Origin of the sequence: Roseovarius aquimarinus, from assembly GCF_043661195.1 — a bacterium.
Lineage (GTDB): Bacteria > Pseudomonadota > Alphaproteobacteria > Rhodobacterales > Rhodobacteraceae > Roseovarius > Roseovarius aquimarinus.
Genome location: NZ_JBIHMM010000001.1, coordinates 252686 through 266681, shown reverse-complemented (window position 1 = coordinate 266681; position 13996 = coordinate 252686). Strand labels below are relative to the sequence as shown.

Genomic DNA, 13996 nt, shown 5'->3' with positions numbered 1-13996 from the left:
ATCCTAATATATCATCAACATCAGCAGACCCAAGGATCGCACATGCCCGATATTTCAGACACCGCGCCGGATTTCACGCTTCCCTTGGGAGGCGGCGGCGAATTTACGCTCAGCGCGATGAAGGGCACGCCCGTCATCGTCTTTTTCTATCCGCGTGACGACACGCCCGGCTGCACCAACGAGGCCAAGGATTTCTCGGCCCTGCTGCCCGAATTCGAGGCGGCGGGCGCCAAGGTGGTCGGCATCTCCAAGGACAGCGTCGCCAAGCACGACAAATTCGCATCGAAGCACGGGCTGACCGTGCCGCTCGCCTCGGACGAGCATGGCACGGCCTGTGAGGATTATGGCGTCTGGAAGGAAAAACAGATGTACGGCAAGACCTTCCTCGGGGTCGAGCGCAGCACCTTCCTTGTCGGAGAGGACGGGCGGATCGTGCAGGCATGGACCAAGGTCAAGGTGCCGGGCCATGCGCAGGAAGTGCTGGAGGCACTTCGCGCGCTCTGATGGGCACGTCGGTATTCACACCTTCACCATGAAAGACCTGATCCCCGGCGCGCCTCGATCCGTGCCGGGGTTATCCTGAGGTCGCCCCGCCCCGAACTGCGGCACGAGAGCGCAGGGCCCACTTGCAAAAGCCCGCTCAAGTCGTTGCAGATCGGCAATATTCTGCCATTTATCGCGCCCCTGCCCCCATTTGGCCATAATGCACCCCAAAACTGTTGCCCATCATGGCCGCGCTGGCTAAGCACCTTTGCAGGGCGCGGCACCGACGCAAATGACATGCGCCACCCACGGGACGGAAGCTGGACAATCGGGGACGGGACATTTGCGGACACGTATCGCAATCGCAACGCACGCTTTTCTTGAGCGCCATTTTCCGGAACGCAGGGTCTTTCTGCGATCGGACACCGACACGCGCTTCATGCGGCTCAAGCCCGCGACACAGCTCATCGCCTTCACCGGCGCCTCGCTCGTCGTCGCCTGGGCCATCATCGCCACCGCCATCCTTCTCATGGACAGCATCGGATCGGGCAATTTCCGCGAGCAGGCCAAGCGCGACCAGCGCACCTACGAGCGCCGCCTGAACGATCTGAGCGCCGAGCGCGACATGCGCGCCGCCGAGGCCCGCGAGGCGCAGGAGCGCTTCAACTCCGCGCTCGAGCAGATTTCGGTCATGCAGTCCGAGCTTCTCGCCTCCGAGACCCGCCGCCGCGAGATGGAGACGGGCATCGGCGTCATCCAGTCCACGCTGCGCCGCACCATGCAGGAGCGGGACGCGGCCCGCGACAAGGCCGAGACGCTCACCGCGCAGCTCGAGACCTCGGGCGCGTCCGGGCCGCTGGTCGAGGACAGCGAATCCGGGCCGAGCCCCGTCGATTTCCTGACCGCCGCGCTGGCCGATACCGCCGCCGAGCGCGACCAGATCAGCGCCGACGCGCAGGACGCGCTGCTTCAGGCCGACGAGATGCAGGCCCAGATCCGCCTCATGCAGGATCAGAACGATCAGATCTTCCGCCAGCTCGAGAATGCCATGACCATCTCGGTCGAGCCGCTGGACAAGATGTTCCGCGCCGCGGGGATGAACACCGACGACATGCTGAGTACCGTGCGCAAGGGCTATTCCGGCCAGGGCGGCCCGCTCATGCCGCTCAGCTTCTCGACCCGCGGCGAGGAGCCTTCACCCGACGCCGAGCGCGCGAACAATATCCTCAATCAGATGGACCGGCTGAACCTCTACCGAATCGCCGCCGAGAAGGCGCCCTTCGCCCTGCCGATCAAAAGCGCCTTCCGCTATACCTCGGGCTTCGGCAAGCGCTGGGGCCGGCTCCACGCGGGCACGGACATGGCCGGCCCCTCCGGCACGCCGATCTATACGACCGCCGATGGCGTCGTGACCCATGCAGGCTGGCTTTCGGGGTATGGCCGCCTCGTGAAGGTCCAGCATGCCTTCGGCGTCGAGACGCGCTATGCGCATCTCTCCAAAATCCGCGTGACCAAGGGCCAAAGGGTCTCGCGCGGGGACCGTATCGGTGATATGGGGAACTCTGGACGGTCCACCGGCACCCATCTACACTATGAGGTCCGCGTCAACGGCAATCCCGTCGATCCAATGACATATATCAAGGCTGCGAGAGATGTTTTCTAAAAGCAAAATCAACGACCCGAGCCCGCAAAAGGCCGATACGGCCACGCAGGCAGGCCATGACAAGCCGCAGGACGCTCCCAAGCCCGCAGCGCCTCAAGGCGATTACAAGTCTTCGGCCCCCAAGGCCAAGCCGCCCGCATCGGTCCTGTCGTCCGATCTGCACGTCACCGGCAACATGAAGACCACCGGCGACATTCAGGTCGAAGGCACGGTCGAGGGCGATATCCGGGCACATCTGCTGACCATCGGCGAGACGGCGACGATCAAGGGCGAAGTCATCGCCGACGATGTCGTCATCAATGGCCGCATCGTGGGCCGCGTGCGCGGCCTCAAGGTGCGCCTCACATCGACAGCGCGTGTCGAGGGCGACATCATCCACAAGACGATCGCCATCGAGTCGGGCGCGCATTTCGAAGGATCGGTGCAGCGTCAGGACGACCCGCTCAACCCTAAGGCCAAGACCGCCGAGCCTGCTCCGGCAGCGCCGCAGGCGTCGGGTGACAAGCAGGGCTGAGACGCCCCCCATCTCCCAAATCATGCCGCCTTCGCACCGCCCGGTGCGGAGGCGGTTTTCTTTTCACCGATTGGCGCTCCCGCAATGAAAAAGGGCGCGCCCCCAGGCACGCCCTTTTGCTCTCATATGTCAGCGGGACGCCTTACGAGCAGCCCTTCTCGCCCTCGCGGCAATCGGGGCGCGCGCTGTAGCTCACGGGCTTGTGGCGCACCTTGTGAACCGGGTGGCGCATCACCTGCTGGTACGTATGCGCCTGGTTCGGCACGCCGCAGCAGACGACGCCCGAGAGCGTGATCGGCTGAAGGCCCGCCGGGCAGTAATTCTCATGCGTCGAGACCGCGTAAGGATAGATCTTGGCCTCGACCGCGAAAGACGGTGCAGCCGTTACGGCGGCGCAGACGGCCAGCGCCGCCCCCGCGAGGTAGGATTTCGTCAGGTTGCGCATCATGTCCCCCATGTTCCGCGCGCCTTTACCCCGGCGGGGCCGGCACTGTTTGCACGGGGATCATGGTATAGATGCCCGGCCTTCTGTCAATTTCTTTGGGCGGCGCCCCGCGCCGTGATCTGGCGCATCACACCCCATGTGACCGGCATCGCGAGCGCGAAACCGATCGCCGCCGCGATCGCGACACCCTGCATGTCATCGAACCCCGCAACCAGCGCGATGATGACGCCGATGCCGGCGAGGCTGGTGCCGACGATGATGTTCAGAAAACTGGCGAGCAACCACATGATGCGTTCCTTTCTTCGGGAGCCCTCTTCGCGCTCACCATCGCTCCGCTTGCGGGCGCGGGCCTTGATCCATGTCATGCCACCGCGTTTTTGACGCCGAGACAGGAACCCGGCCCGGCAAGACCGCGTTGGCAAAATGACGCAGCAAAAGGAGATGACCCATGCCGAAGATCGCATTCACCCTCGCCGCTCTCGTCGCGCTCGCCGCGTGCAACACCGTCGAAGGCTTCGGCCAAGACGTCGAAAATACCGGCGAGGCCATCGAGGAAGAGGCCGAATAAATCGAGGCCAGATCGACCATCGAAGGCTGCCCGCGCGGGCAGCCTTTTTCTTTGGTGCAGAGAAAATGATCCGGCAATCTTCGCTTAATCTTTGGCTGGCAGAGTGGCGACATGACCGAGAATCGCCACAGCGCAGGCCGCACCTATTTCGTGACACTTCCCTATGAAGGGCCGCTTTCCCTAAGCGCCGCCGCGCGCTTCCTGCATTTGCATGACCGCGCGGCCATTGGCGAGTGCCGCATCACGGCGATGGTCGCCCTGCCGGGCAGTATCCTCGCGGTCCTGACCTTTCGGACACCGCCTGACAGCATGCCGCACCTCTTACAGACCCGATGGCTGGACCGCATCGCGCGGCGGCCGGGAGGCCGCGCCATCAGGGCGAAAGAAATCACGACGCAAAAGATGCTGCGCGAGCGGATCGACCATTGCCATTTCGCACCGGCGCAGCGCGCCCTCGTGCGCGATCCCGTCCATTGGGCCGCCTCGACGATCCGCGATCACGCGCCCTCCGAGATGATCCTCACCTGACGCGGCTCAGCTGTCCATCTTGAGGGCGGAGATGAAGGCTTCCTGAGGGATGTCCACCTTGCCGAACTGGCGCATCTTCTTCTTGCCGGCCTTCTGCTTCTCAAGAAGCTTCTTCTTCCGCGTCGCGTCGCCGCCATAGCATTTCGCGGTCACGTCCTTGCGCATCGCGCTCAGCGTCTCCCGCGCGATCACCTTGCCGCCGATGGCCGCCTGGATCGGGATCTTGAACATGTGGCGCGGAATGAGATCCTTGAGCTTCTCTACCATCGCCCGCCCGCGCATCTCGGCGCGGTCGCGGTGCACCATCATCGAGAGTGCATCGACAGGCTCGTCATTGACGAGGATCGACATCTTCACGAGATTGTCGGTCCGGTAACCGATGATCTGGTAATCGAAGCTCGCATAGCCCTTTGTCACCGATTTCAGCCGATCGTAGAAGTCGAACACCACTTCGTTCAGCGGCAGGTCATAGACCACCATCGCGCGCGAGCCTGCATAGGTCAGGTCGAGCTGGATGCCGCGCCGGTCCTGGCAGAGCTTGAGAACATCGCCCAGGAACTCGTCCGGCACGAGGATCGTCGCCTTGATGCGCGGCTCCTCGACGTGATCGACGGTGCTGAGGTCGGGCATGTCCGCCGGGTTGTGCAGCGGGAAGTCCGTGCCGTCCTTCATGAAGACATTGTAGATGACCGAGGGCGCCGTCGTGATGAGGTCGATGTCATACTCGCGGTCGATCCGGTCGCGGATCACCTCGAGATGCAAAAGCCCGAGAAACCCGCAGCGGAAACCGAAGCCGAGCGCCGCCGATGTCTCCATCTCGTAGGTGAAGCTCGCATCGTTCAGCGCCAGCTTCTCGATCGCGTTGCGCAGATCCTCGAACTCGGACGAGTCCACCGGGAAAAGACCGCAGAACACGACCGGCACCGACGGCTTGAAGCCCGGCAGCGGCGCGGAGCAAGGGTTCTTGTCGAGCGTGATCGTATCGCCCACCTTCGTGTCGCGCACCTGTTTGATCGACGCCGTGATGAAGCCGATCTCGCCCGGCCCGAGCCGATCCTGCACCGTCATCGCGGGGCGGAAGACGCCGATCCGCTCGACCTGATGCACCGAGCCGTTCTGCATCATGCGCACCCGGTCGCCTTTTTTCAGCACGCCGTCCATGATCCGAACCAGAACGACGACGCCGAGATAGGGGTCGTACCAGCTGTCGACGAGCATCGCCTTGAGCGGCGCGTTCGCGTCGCCCTTGGGCGGCGGCAGATGGGTGATGATCGCCTCGAGCGTCTCGATGATGCCCTGCCCCGTCTTGGCGCTGACGCGGATCGCGCCCGACGCGTCGATGCCGATCACATCCTCGATCTGCTCGGCCACGCGGTCGCAATCGGTTGCGGGCAGGTCGATCTTGTTGAGGACGGGGACGATCTCGTGATTGGCATCGATCGCGTGATAGACGTTGGCGAGAGTCTGCGCCTCGACGCCCTGCGTCGAGTCGACGACGAGGAGCGATCCCTCGACCGCGCGCATCGAGCGGCTCACCTCGTAGGAGAAATCGACATGGCCCGGCGTGTCGATCAGGTTGAGGACATATTCCTCGCCGTTCTGCGCGGTGTAGTTGATGCGCACGGTCTGGGCCTTGATCGTGATGCCCCGCTCGCGCTCGATATCCATGCTGTCCAGCATCTGCTCTTTCATGTCCCGTTCCGCGACCGTGTTGGTCTGCTGGATCAGGCGATCGGCCAGCGTGGATTTGCCGTGGTCGATATGCGCCACGATGGAGAAATTGCGAATATGTGCGAGGTCTGTCATGCAACGGGATATGTATGGGAATTGGGGTCTGGTCAAGCTGGATCGGTGTGCGCAGATGCCGCGGCCCGGCCCATCTTCCGAATTGAAAAAGCGGCGCGGATGGGGCAGAACGCTCGGAGCAGTGAAGGGCCCCGCAGCCGGGCTCCGCGCAAGGGTGACGAGGCACGGCAGATGAGAAAAATCGTGATTGCGGGAATGATGCTGAGCCTCGGGACGCTCGCGGCCTGTGGCGGCTCCAATCGCTTCGAGAACCGCGGCGGCGGCCGCAGCCCCGCACCGGTCTATGCGCCGACGGCCACGGGCCCGATCAATTCGGCCTGCCTCGCATCGGACCGCAAGGCCCGCTCCTCCCAGCTCTGCGGCTGCATTCAGGCCGTGGCGGACCAGACGCTCAGCCGTTCGGACCAGATCCGCGCGGTGCGGTTCTATGACGATCCGCAAGCGGCGCAGGACACGCGGCAATCCGACAACGCGTCGGACGAGCGGTTCTGGGACGCCTACTCGAACTACGGCAAGACGGCCGAGCGGGTGTGCAGCTAGGCCGCATCGCGCCCGCATTTTTCGGGTAAAACTGCGCCAGACCGAACGGCGCTGGCCTTGAGCCCGAAGCATTTACGCCTCCAGCTCGGCATCCCAGTAAAGAAAATCGAGCCAACTGTCGTGCAGATGGCCCGGCGGGAATTTCCGGCCGAGATTGCGCAGCTCTTCCGCGCCCGGCGCGCGCGGCGGCTTGCGCAGGGTCATGCCCGAGCGCGCGAGACTTTTCGAGCCCTTGGCGAGGTTGCAGCGCGCGCAGGCGGCGACGACGTTCTGCCAGCTCGTGCGCCCGCCGCTGGCGCGCGGCACCACGTGATCGAAGGTCAGATCGCCCTTCGCGCCGCAATACTGGCAGCAGAATTCGTCCCTCAGAAAAAGATTGAAGCGCGTGAATGCCACGCGCTTCTGGGGTTTGACGAAATCCTTCAGGACGATCACCGACGGGATCCTGATCCTCGTACTGGGCGAATGGACGACGTGGTCGTATTCGGCGACGATATCGACCCGGTCGAGCCACACCGCCTTGACCGCGTCCTGCCAGGACCAGAGCGACAGCGGGTAGTAGCTCAGCGGCCTGTAATCCGCGTTGAGCACGAGCGCGGGGTGGTGGCGTAGCGCCGCCGGTTCCCGCACGAATTCGGTTCTGAAATCGCCTTGCATCGCTGTGATCGTCCCTGCCTGCGCTGATCCGTCCAGATGACTATATATCGTATCCACCACACGGCAAGCCCGCCGTTGAGTGGCATATCTGGGGGGAACGTGGCATGTCCAGATGACAAGAGCGTGACATCCGAAGGATAGGGTCGGCCCGGCGCGGGGCCGGGCCTTGGCGGGCGCGAGGCCCGCACCCGATCAAAGCTGCGACATGACCTCGTCGGAGGCTTCGAAATTGGTGGTGACGCGTTGCACGTCGTCGTCATCCTCGAGCGCGTCGATCAGCTTCATCAGCTTCTGCATCGCCTCGAGATCCATCTCGGTCGTCGTGGTCGGCCGCCAGGCGAGCCGCGTCGCCTCGCTCTCCCCGAGGCTCGCCTCGAGCGCGGTCGAAACCTCGTTGAGGTCCGTATCGGCGCACCAGATCGTGTGCCCTTCCTCGCCCGACTCGACATCCTCGGCGCCGGCCTCGATCGCGGCCATCATCACGTCGTCGGCGTCGCCCACATCGGCGGCATAGACGATCTCGCCCTTGCGCTCGAACATGAAGCCGACGCTGCCCGTCTCGCCGAGATTGCCGCCGTTCTTGGTGAAGGTCGAGCGCACGGTCGATGCGGTGCGGTTGCGGTTGTCGGTCATCGCCTCGACGATGACGGCAACGCCATTGGGGCCATAGCCCTCATAGCGGATTTCCTCGTAATCCTCGCCGTCGCCCGCCTGCGACTTCTTGATCGCCCGGTCGATCACGTCCTTGGGCACCGATTGGCTCTTGGCCTCCTTGACGGCCATGCGCAGGCGCGGGTTCTTCTCGGGGTCGGGATCGCCCATCTTGGCGGCGACGGTGATTTCCTTGCTCAGCTTGGAGAAGAGCTTGGAGCGCGCGGCGTCCTGGCGTCCCTTGCGGTGCTGGATGTTTGCCCATTTGGAATGGCCGGCCATGGAATACCTCTGAAAGCGGGTGTTGCGGGTTTGGCGTCTCTATAAGGCAGCGCGGGGGATGGGCGCAAGACGGGCAGCAGCCGGGCGCGATGCGCGCCTCCCGCCCCCCGCTCAGAGCGGCCAGATCAGCGGAATGAGCGCCGAAGCGAGCAGCGCGACGCTCAGGTTGAGCGGTATCCCGATGCGCATGAAATCGGCGAAGCGATAGCCGCCCGGACCATAGACGAGCGTATTGGTCTGGTAGCCGATGGGCGTCGCGAAACTGGCCGAGGCCGCGAACATCACCGCGACGACGAGCGGGCGCGGATCGACGCCCATCACATCGGCAAGCCCGATGGCGATCGGGCTCATAACCACGGCGACCGCGTTGTTCGACACCACCTCGGTCAGCGTGGTCGCCAGCAGGTAGACCGCCAGCACGATGGCGAAGGGCGGCAGCTGCATCATCCAGGGCGCGAGCGCGTTCGCGATCAGCTCGACCGCGCCCGAATGATCGAGCGCGGCGCCGATCGCCAGCATCGAGAAGATGAGCGCCAGAAGCCGCCCGTCGACAAAGCTGAACGCCTCGTCCGCGTCGATGCAGCGCGTGAGCAGCACGACCGCCACGGCGAGGACCGACAGGTAGAGAATGGGCGCGACGCCCAGACCCGCGAGCGCCACGATGGCGACGAGCGCGGCGATGGCGATGGGCGCATGTCCACGCCGGAACGCGCGCGCCGAGGGCTGCGAGACATCGACCATGTCCATCTCGGACGACAGGCGCTTGATATCCTCGGGCGCCCCTTCGAGGAGGAGCGTGTCGCCCACCTTCACGATCAGCGTATCGAGTTGCCGGCCGATATTCTGGTTCCGGCGGTGCACGGCGAGCGGATAGACCCCGTAGCGCCGCCGCAGCCGCAGCGAGCCCAGGCTGCGCCCGACCATCTTGCACCCCGGCGTGATGAGCACCTCGACCGTTGTCGTCTCGACCGCGCTCACCTGATCGACGCGGCGCAGGCTCTTGTTGTTCTGAAGGCTCAGAAGCTCGGTCATCTGGGTGCGCAGCACCACCCGGTCGCCCACCTCGAGCGTGACGCCCGTCAGGTCGCGCCGCAGCGAGACGTCCCCGCGCACCACGTCGATGAGGCGCACGCCTTCGCGCTTGAAGAGCTGAACGCCCGTCACCTCGCGCCCGATGAGGTTGCTGTCGGGCGGGATCACCGCCTCGGTGAAGAATTTCATACGGCTGCGATCCGAGAGCATGTCAGCCATGCTGTCGCGGTCGGGCAGCAGCATCGGGCCGAAAAAGCGCAGGTAGATCATGCCCCAGGCGACGAGCACCACGGCGAGCGGCGTGATCTCGAAGATGCCGAAAGGCTCCATGCCGCGCGCCCGCGCCACGCCGTCGACCAGAAGGTTCGTCGAGGTCCCGATGAGCGTGAGCGTGCCGCCGAGGATCGCGGCATAGCTGAGCGGGATCAGCAGCTTCGAGGCCGGAATCTTCAGCGTGCGCGCCAGCTGGACGAAAACGGGGATCATCACCACGACCACGGGCGTGTTGTTCATCACGGCCGAGCCGATCACGACCAGCCCCAGCATCATCGCGACCGCCAGCTTGGGGTTGGTGCGCGCCTGCCGGTCGGCGAGCGACGTGAAGGCCTCGAGCGCGCCGGTGCGCACCAGAGCGCCCATGACGATGAACATGACCGCGATGGTCCAGGGCGCCGGGTTCGACAGCACCTCGAGCCCCGCGTCATATGGCAGAAGCCCCACCGCCAGCATCACCGCCACACCGCCGAGCGCGACCACCTCGGTCGGATAGCTTTCGCGGATGAAGAGCGCGAACATGATTCCCACGACGCAGAGCGTCATGAAGGCCTGCGCCGTCTGGGACACGTCGAAATATGCGATCACCGAGGCACCTGCCCTTCAAGAATGCGGCGCATGATCGCCCATGGGCGCGACCGGCACAAGCGGCGAGCGGCCCCGGCGCGGCTGCACCAGCGCGATCCCGATCATCATCACGCCCAGCGCGACCCAGACCCAGATCGCATAGCGCTCCTGAAGGAGCAGCATCGACCAGAGCACGCCGCAGCCCGTCACGAGATAGCTCGCCTGCGCGGCGAAGACCGATCCCGCCTGCCCCACCAGCCAGACATAGACGGCATAGACGATGCCGTGGATGGCCGCCGACGCGATCAGTGCCAGTTCCGGCCCACCGAAGCTTGCCGTCGGATCCACCCAGTGTCCGCTGACGAGGGCGAGCGGAAAGGTGATGACGAGGCCCAGCATGGAGGCGCCGAGAATGGTCTGGATGGGATCAAGACCCTGCGTGCCCCATTTCGCCACGAGGTTGCCCTCGGTCGCGTAGAGCATCGGCGCAAGGAGCGCGATGGGCACGAACGCGGCCATCGCGCGGTCCGGAAGGCTCGCCTCCGGCCCGACCAGCAGGATGATCCCCGCAAGGCCGAAGCTGAGGCCGAGCAGACGCCGCCACGCAAAACGCTCGTTGCCGAGCAAGAGCGCGATGGGCAGCGAGAAGATCGGAACGCTCGCGATCACGATGGCCATGATGCCGCCCGGCAGGCGCGCCGCGGCCAGATAGAAGAAGATGTCGGGCAGAACCGCGCCGCAGAGCGCGATGGCGAGATAGAGGCGCCAGTACGGCCGTGCGAACTCGATCCGCTTGCCGCGCAGGATGTTGATGCCCCCGAGGAGCGTCACGACCACCACCAGCTGCCAGAAGATGAGGCCGAGCGGCTGATGCCCGGTGCTGACCGCGATCTTCGAGAGCGGAACGCTGAGCCCCCATCCCGCCCCCATGACGAAGAGCACGAGATAGGCCAGCGACGGGCGGATCGTCATGGACCGGCCTGGGCAAGGCGCCCGCCCTGCCGGACCATCTCGATCCGGGTGGCGCGTCCGGTGCGGTCGTCGGTCTCGACATAGACCCCCGAGAGCGTCACCTCGTCCATCGCCGGCTGAAAGCGCGCCTTAGGCATGCCGGTGACGAAGCGGCGCAAGGGCTCGTCCTTCTCCATGCCGATCACGCTGTTATAGTCGCCGCACATGCCCGCATCCGACAGATAGGCCGTGCCGCCCGGCAGGATCTGCGCATCGGCGGTCGGAACATGGGTGTGCGTTCCGACCACGAGCGAGGCGCGCCCGTCGCAGAAATGGCCGACGCCCATCTTCTCGCTCGTCGCCTCGCAATGGATGTCGACGATCGCGGCCTGCACCGCGCCGCCCAGCACATGCTGGCGCAGCGTGGCATCGAGCGCCGAGAAGGGATCGTCGAAGGCCCGCTTCATGAAGACCTGCCCCAGAACCTGCGCCACCAGCACCTTGCGCCCGCGCGCGTCCGAGAAGACCCGCGCGCCGCGCCCCGGCGCGCCCTTGGCGAAGTTGATCGGCCGAATGACGCGCGGCTCGTCCTCGATGACGCGCAGCATGTCCTTCTGATCGAAGGCGTGATCGCCCAGCGTGACGCAATCGGCCCCGGCCTCGAAAAGACCCTTGGCATGCTCGCCGCTGAGCCCCATGCCGCCCGTCGCGTTCTCGCCGTTGACCACGACGAAATCGAGCGACCAGTCCCGGCGTAGACGCGGCAGCATCTCGCCCACGGCCCGGCGCCCTCCGCGCCCCATCACATCTCCGAGGAAAAGCAGTTTCATGCCGCCAGTGTTAGGCCCCGCACCCGCCACGCGCAAGCCGAATGCCGAAGCGCAATGGGGCCTCCTTCATCTTGGCCCGAATACTCCCGCCAGAGGCGACGCTGTCAGCTCTCGCCGCCGTCGGTGACGAGGCGGTAGTCCTGCATCTCTTCGGGCAGAAGCAGGTAGATATCATCGGGGCGGGTGGCGAGAACGTGGCGCATGAGGCGTGGATCGACGTCCATGTCGATCAGGAACTCCATCACCTCGCCCTGCCCGCGCTGGATGTCCTCGACGGCGAGGAAGGCGGGCAGGACGGTGTTCTCGCCGAAGTAATGCTGGTGCACGCCGACCTGCGCGCCCTCCTCGACGCGGCGCGACACGCCTGCGGCCAGAAGGTAGGGACAGGCCGAAAAGCAGACGTCGCCCGCCTCCACCACGGTGGCGAGGCCGGCCTCGCGCAGGCTGCGCCCGATGGCGAGCGCATCGCTCACCGAGCCGCCGGGGCTGTTCAGCGCCGCCGTCTCGAGCCCCTCCTGCGCACCGAGCCACTCGGCGACGCGCGCGGCGTCACCGGGCGCGATCGTTCCGGTGAGGCGCAACAGGGCGTCCTCGCGCGCCAGATCGAGGCGGCTCGGCATGTCGCCGGTGTTGCGATAGGGCCGCTCGGGCGCGCCGGGCGCGCGCTCGGGCAGCGGCGTGTCGCGCGGCGCGTAGCGGCGGGTCTGATCGCCAGGGGCGACGGGGCTCTCGAAGCCGGGCGCCTCGGAGGGGCGCAGAAGCTGCGGCAGCGCGCCGAGGATATCGGAGCCCGCCAGCAGGACCGCCATGCCGATTTGAAGCCCCAGCACCGCAAGAAGAACGCGGCGCACGTCCCAGCTTCGGCGGCCTTCCGCGCTCATGGCCGCGCGTGCCCGTTGCCCGGACGCGGACCCGCGCCGTCCTCGGGCGGCGGCACGGCGCGGGCGGGCGGCGCGCGCACCTCGTCCATCTCGTGAAGCACCATCATCGCCGCGCGCAGCTCCGACAGAGTCAGCGTTTGCTCGATCCCGACGCCCTCGCGCCCCGAGCGGATCGCGGCCTGCGTCACCATCAGGATGAAGACGAGCACCGCGGGGAGCAGGTCGATCGCGATGGCCCCGGCCCAGCTCGGCGCGAAATCCGAGGCGTAGCGGATCACGGCATCGGCGGTCGAGATGGGCGTGTAGGTCGTATCGCTCGGCGGGGGCATGGCGATCACGGCATCGGCGGCGCTGCGCAGGGTGTCGGCGCGCTGGCCCAGCACCTCGAGCACCGAGGCGATGGTGCTCTGCTGGCCCTCGCGGGCGGCATCCGAGCGCCCGTCAAGTTCGGGCAGCACGACCGAGGCCGCAAGATCCTGCGCCGCGCGCGAGACGAGCGGCGCGACGGACAGCTGGCGAAGCTGCGTGATGAACCCGGCGAGCCGCACCGCTTCTTCGGAGAAATGCACCGAGCGCGCTTCGACCGGCCCCGGCTCGACCGTCAGCGCGCGCATCCGGCTGAGCGTGGCGTTGCCCTCGGCGAAGGCCGCTTCGACCAAGGGCTGCTGGCTCGCGATCTGCGCCTCGAGGCCGCGCAACTCGTCCGCCTTCTGGCTGAGGACGCGAAAGACGGCGCCGCGCCCGGCGAGGCCCGACAGATCGCCGCTCGCCTCCTGCGCGCTCAGATCCTCGAAGGATTGGCGCACGCGCGCCACGTCCCGCTCGAGCCCCTGCGCCGAGACGGCGATGCTGTTGGCCTGCTCGAGCGAGGATTGATACTCCTGCACGGTCTTCGCCAGATGCTGCTCCACCGCCGCCGATCCGGCCAGCGCGGCGGCGTTGAGCCACGAGGACATGGCGATGATGGCGACCGATCCGATGCCCATCGACACCAGAAGCCCGATGCGCGAGGCCATGCTGCGCACCGAGGGCAACAGCCGCATGAGATAGGACCAGAAGACGAAGATGCCGACCGACACGGCGATGGAGTAGGACGCCGCGGCGAAGAAGCTGAGCGCGCCGTTGTCGTCGAGCAGCGAGGAGACGCCGAGATAGGTGTATATCCCCGAGGCCGTGGCGAGCACGCCCAGCGCCGCGCCGGTGATGGCGTCGAGCCAGCGAACATGGCCCTCGAGCTCGGCCGCGTAGCGCACGCCCTGGGCTTCGGCGCGGCTGATTCCGGCCTGCATCTTGGATGTTTCGGCGTCGCTCATGCGCGGCTCTCC

Annotated in this window: 16 protein-coding genes; 6 read left to right on the top strand and 10 right to left on the bottom strand. The window is 66.0% G+C overall.

Going from position 1 to position 13996, the window contains the following annotated elements:
- Positions 1 to 42 precede the first annotated feature (42 nt).
- The 3 genes from ACGRVM_RS01305 to ACGRVM_RS01295 all read left to right on the top strand — a co-directional run bounded on the left by ACGRVM_RS01305 (position 43) and on the right by ACGRVM_RS01295 (position 2660).
- Positions 43 to 504, top strand: a complete 462-nt coding sequence (locus ACGRVM_RS01305; RefSeq protein ID WP_377169469.1) for a peroxiredoxin — start codon at positions 43 to 45, stop codon at positions 502 to 504.
- A 322-nt stretch (positions 505 to 826) separates the two neighbouring features.
- Positions 827 to 2146: a DUF5930 domain-containing protein gene (locus ACGRVM_RS01300; protein ID WP_377169471.1), complete on the top strand. Its 1320-nt coding sequence runs from the start codon at positions 827 to 829 to the stop codon at positions 2144 to 2146.
- The gene (locus ACGRVM_RS01295) at positions 2136 to 2660 is read left to right on the top strand and encodes a bactofilin family protein (RefSeq protein WP_377169473.1); all 525 of its coding nucleotides are present in this window, start codon (positions 2136 to 2138) and stop codon (positions 2658 to 2660) included. Before ACGRVM_RS01300 ends, ACGRVM_RS01295 begins: the two co-directional genes overlap by 11 nt.
- Before the next feature lie 142 nt (positions 2661 to 2802).
- Here ACGRVM_RS01295 and ACGRVM_RS01290 read toward each other — a convergent pair whose 3' ends face one another.
- Entirely contained in the window at positions 2803 to 3117 is a 315-nt protein-coding gene (locus ACGRVM_RS01290; protein ID WP_377169475.1) for a hypothetical protein, read from the bottom strand.
- 74 nt (positions 3118 to 3191) lie between these two features.
- On the bottom strand, positions 3192 to 3392 hold the full coding sequence (locus ACGRVM_RS01285) for a CTP synthetase (protein WP_377169478.1): 201 nt from the start codon (positions 3390 to 3392) through the stop codon (positions 3192 to 3194).
- A gap of 161 nt (positions 3393 to 3553) precedes the next feature.
- On the opposite strand from ACGRVM_RS01285, the gene ACGRVM_RS01280 reads away from it, so the two are divergent.
- Together ACGRVM_RS01280 and ACGRVM_RS01275 are read left to right on the top strand one after the other, a co-directional pair.
- Positions 3554 to 3673, top strand: a complete 120-nt coding sequence (locus ACGRVM_RS01280; protein WP_377169480.1) for an entericidin A/B family lipoprotein — start codon at positions 3554 to 3556, stop codon at positions 3671 to 3673.
- 111 nt (positions 3674 to 3784) lie between these two features.
- Positions 3785 to 4201, top strand: a complete 417-nt coding sequence (locus ACGRVM_RS01275; RefSeq protein WP_377169482.1) for a hypothetical protein — start codon at positions 3785 to 3787, stop codon at positions 4199 to 4201.
- 6 nt (positions 4202 to 4207) lie between these two features.
- Here the strand turns inward: ACGRVM_RS01275 and lepA are convergent, their stop codons facing one another.
- Positions 4208 to 6007 carry a translation elongation factor 4 gene (gene lepA, locus ACGRVM_RS01270; RefSeq protein ID WP_377169485.1) on the bottom strand — a complete coding sequence of 600 codons (1800 nt, stop codon included), beginning with the start codon at positions 6005 to 6007 and terminating at the stop codon, positions 4208 to 4210.
- A gap of 171 nt (positions 6008 to 6178) precedes the next feature.
- Here lepA and ACGRVM_RS01265 point away from each other — a divergent pair, with 171 nt between their 5' ends.
- A complete protein-coding gene (locus tag ACGRVM_RS01265) occupies positions 6179 to 6547 on the top strand; it encodes a hypothetical protein (RefSeq protein WP_377169487.1) in 369 nt (122 codons plus the stop codon).
- Positions 6548 to 6619: 72 nt separating this feature from the next.
- On the opposite strand, the gene ACGRVM_RS01260 is transcribed toward ACGRVM_RS01265, so the two are convergent.
- The 7 genes from ACGRVM_RS01260 to ACGRVM_RS01230 form a co-directional block, all read right to left on the bottom strand.
- A complete protein-coding gene (locus tag ACGRVM_RS01260; protein ID WP_377169489.1) occupies positions 6620 to 7204 on the bottom strand; it encodes an HNH endonuclease in 585 nt (194 codons plus the stop codon).
- A gap of 192 nt (positions 7205 to 7396) precedes the next feature.
- Positions 7397 to 8137, bottom strand: coding sequence for a YebC/PmpR family DNA-binding transcriptional regulator (locus ACGRVM_RS01255; RefSeq protein WP_377169491.1), 741 nt, complete (start codon positions 8135 to 8137; stop codon positions 7397 to 7399).
- A 111-nt stretch (positions 8138 to 8248) separates the two neighbouring features.
- The gene (locus ACGRVM_RS01250) at positions 8249 to 9988 is read right to left on the bottom strand and encodes an SLC13 family permease (protein WP_377170053.1); all 1740 of its coding nucleotides are present in this window, start codon (positions 9986 to 9988) and stop codon (positions 8249 to 8251) included.
- A gap of 57 nt (positions 9989 to 10045) precedes the next feature.
- On the bottom strand, positions 10046 to 10981 hold the full coding sequence (locus tag ACGRVM_RS01245) for a DMT family transporter (RefSeq protein ID WP_377169493.1): 936 nt from the start codon (positions 10979 to 10981) through the stop codon (positions 10046 to 10048).
- A complete protein-coding gene (locus ACGRVM_RS01240) occupies positions 10978 to 11790 on the bottom strand; it encodes a TIGR00282 family metallophosphoesterase (protein ID WP_377169496.1) in 813 nt (270 codons plus the stop codon). Before ACGRVM_RS01240 ends, ACGRVM_RS01245 begins: the two co-directional genes overlap by 4 nt.
- Before the next feature lie 104 nt (positions 11791 to 11894).
- Complete coding sequence (locus ACGRVM_RS01235) at positions 11895 to 12671, bottom strand: COG3904 family protein (protein WP_377169498.1); 777 nt, start codon at positions 12669 to 12671, stop codon at positions 11895 to 11897.
- Positions 12668 to 13984 (bottom strand): hypothetical protein, encoded by a 1317-nt coding sequence (locus ACGRVM_RS01230; RefSeq protein ID WP_377169500.1) that lies wholly within the window; start codon positions 13982 to 13984, stop codon positions 12668 to 12670. The genes ACGRVM_RS01235 and ACGRVM_RS01230 overlap by 4 nt, the downstream gene beginning before the upstream one ends.
- Between the last annotated feature and the right edge of the window lie 12 nt (positions 13985 to 13996).

Bases quoted from the DNA above. Each gene is read 5' to 3' on its own strand.
- ACGRVM_RS01240 (WP_377169496.1), bottom strand. From the start codon at position 11,790: ATGAAACTGCTTTTCCTCGGAGATGTGATGGGGCGCGGAGGGCGCCGG.
- ACGRVM_RS01275 (WP_377169482.1), top strand. From the start codon at position 3,785: ATGACCGAGAATCGCCACAGCGCAGGCCGCACCTATTTCGTGACACTT.
- ACGRVM_RS01290 (WP_377169475.1), bottom strand. From the start codon at position 3,117: ATGGGGGACATGATGCGCAACCTGACGAAATCCTACCTCGCGGGGGCG.
- ACGRVM_RS01250 (WP_377170053.1), bottom strand. From the start codon at position 9,988: ATGACGCTCTGCGTCGTGGGAATCATGTTCGCGCTCTTCATCCGCGAA.
- ACGRVM_RS01305 (WP_377169469.1), top strand. From the start codon at position 43: ATGCCCGATATTTCAGACACCGCGCCGGATTTCACGCTTCCCTTGGGA.
- ACGRVM_RS01280 (WP_377169480.1), top strand. From the start codon at position 3,554: ATGCCGAAGATCGCATTCACCCTCGCCGCTCTCGTCGCGCTCGCCGCG.
- ACGRVM_RS01260 (WP_377169489.1), bottom strand. From the start codon at position 7,204: ATGCAAGGCGATTTCAGAACCGAATTCGTGCGGGAACCGGCGGCGCTA.
- lepA (WP_377169485.1), bottom strand. From the start codon at position 6,007: ATGACAGACCTCGCACATATTCGCAATTTCTCCATCGTGGCGCATATC.
- ACGRVM_RS01295 (WP_377169473.1), top strand. From the start codon at position 2,136: ATGTTTTCTAAAAGCAAAATCAACGACCCGAGCCCGCAAAAGGCCGAT.
- ACGRVM_RS01285 (WP_377169478.1), bottom strand. From the start codon at position 3,392: ATGTGGTTGCTCGCCAGTTTTCTGAACATCATCGTCGGCACCAGCCTC.
- ACGRVM_RS01265 (WP_377169487.1), top strand. From the start codon at position 6,179: ATGAGAAAAATCGTGATTGCGGGAATGATGCTGAGCCTCGGGACGCTC.
- ACGRVM_RS01235 (WP_377169498.1), bottom strand. From the start codon at position 12,671: ATGAGCGCGGAAGGCCGCCGAAGCTGGGACGTGCGCCGCGTTCTTCTT.
- ACGRVM_RS01255 (WP_377169491.1), bottom strand. From the start codon at position 8,137: ATGGCCGGCCATTCCAAATGGGCAAACATCCAGCACCGCAAGGGACGC.
- ACGRVM_RS01245 (WP_377169493.1), bottom strand. From the start codon at position 10,981: ATGACGATCCGCCCGTCGCTGGCCTATCTCGTGCTCTTCGTCATGGGG.
- ACGRVM_RS01230 (WP_377169500.1), bottom strand. From the start codon at position 13,984: ATGAGCGACGCCGAAACATCCAAGATGCAGGCCGGAATCAGCCGCGCC.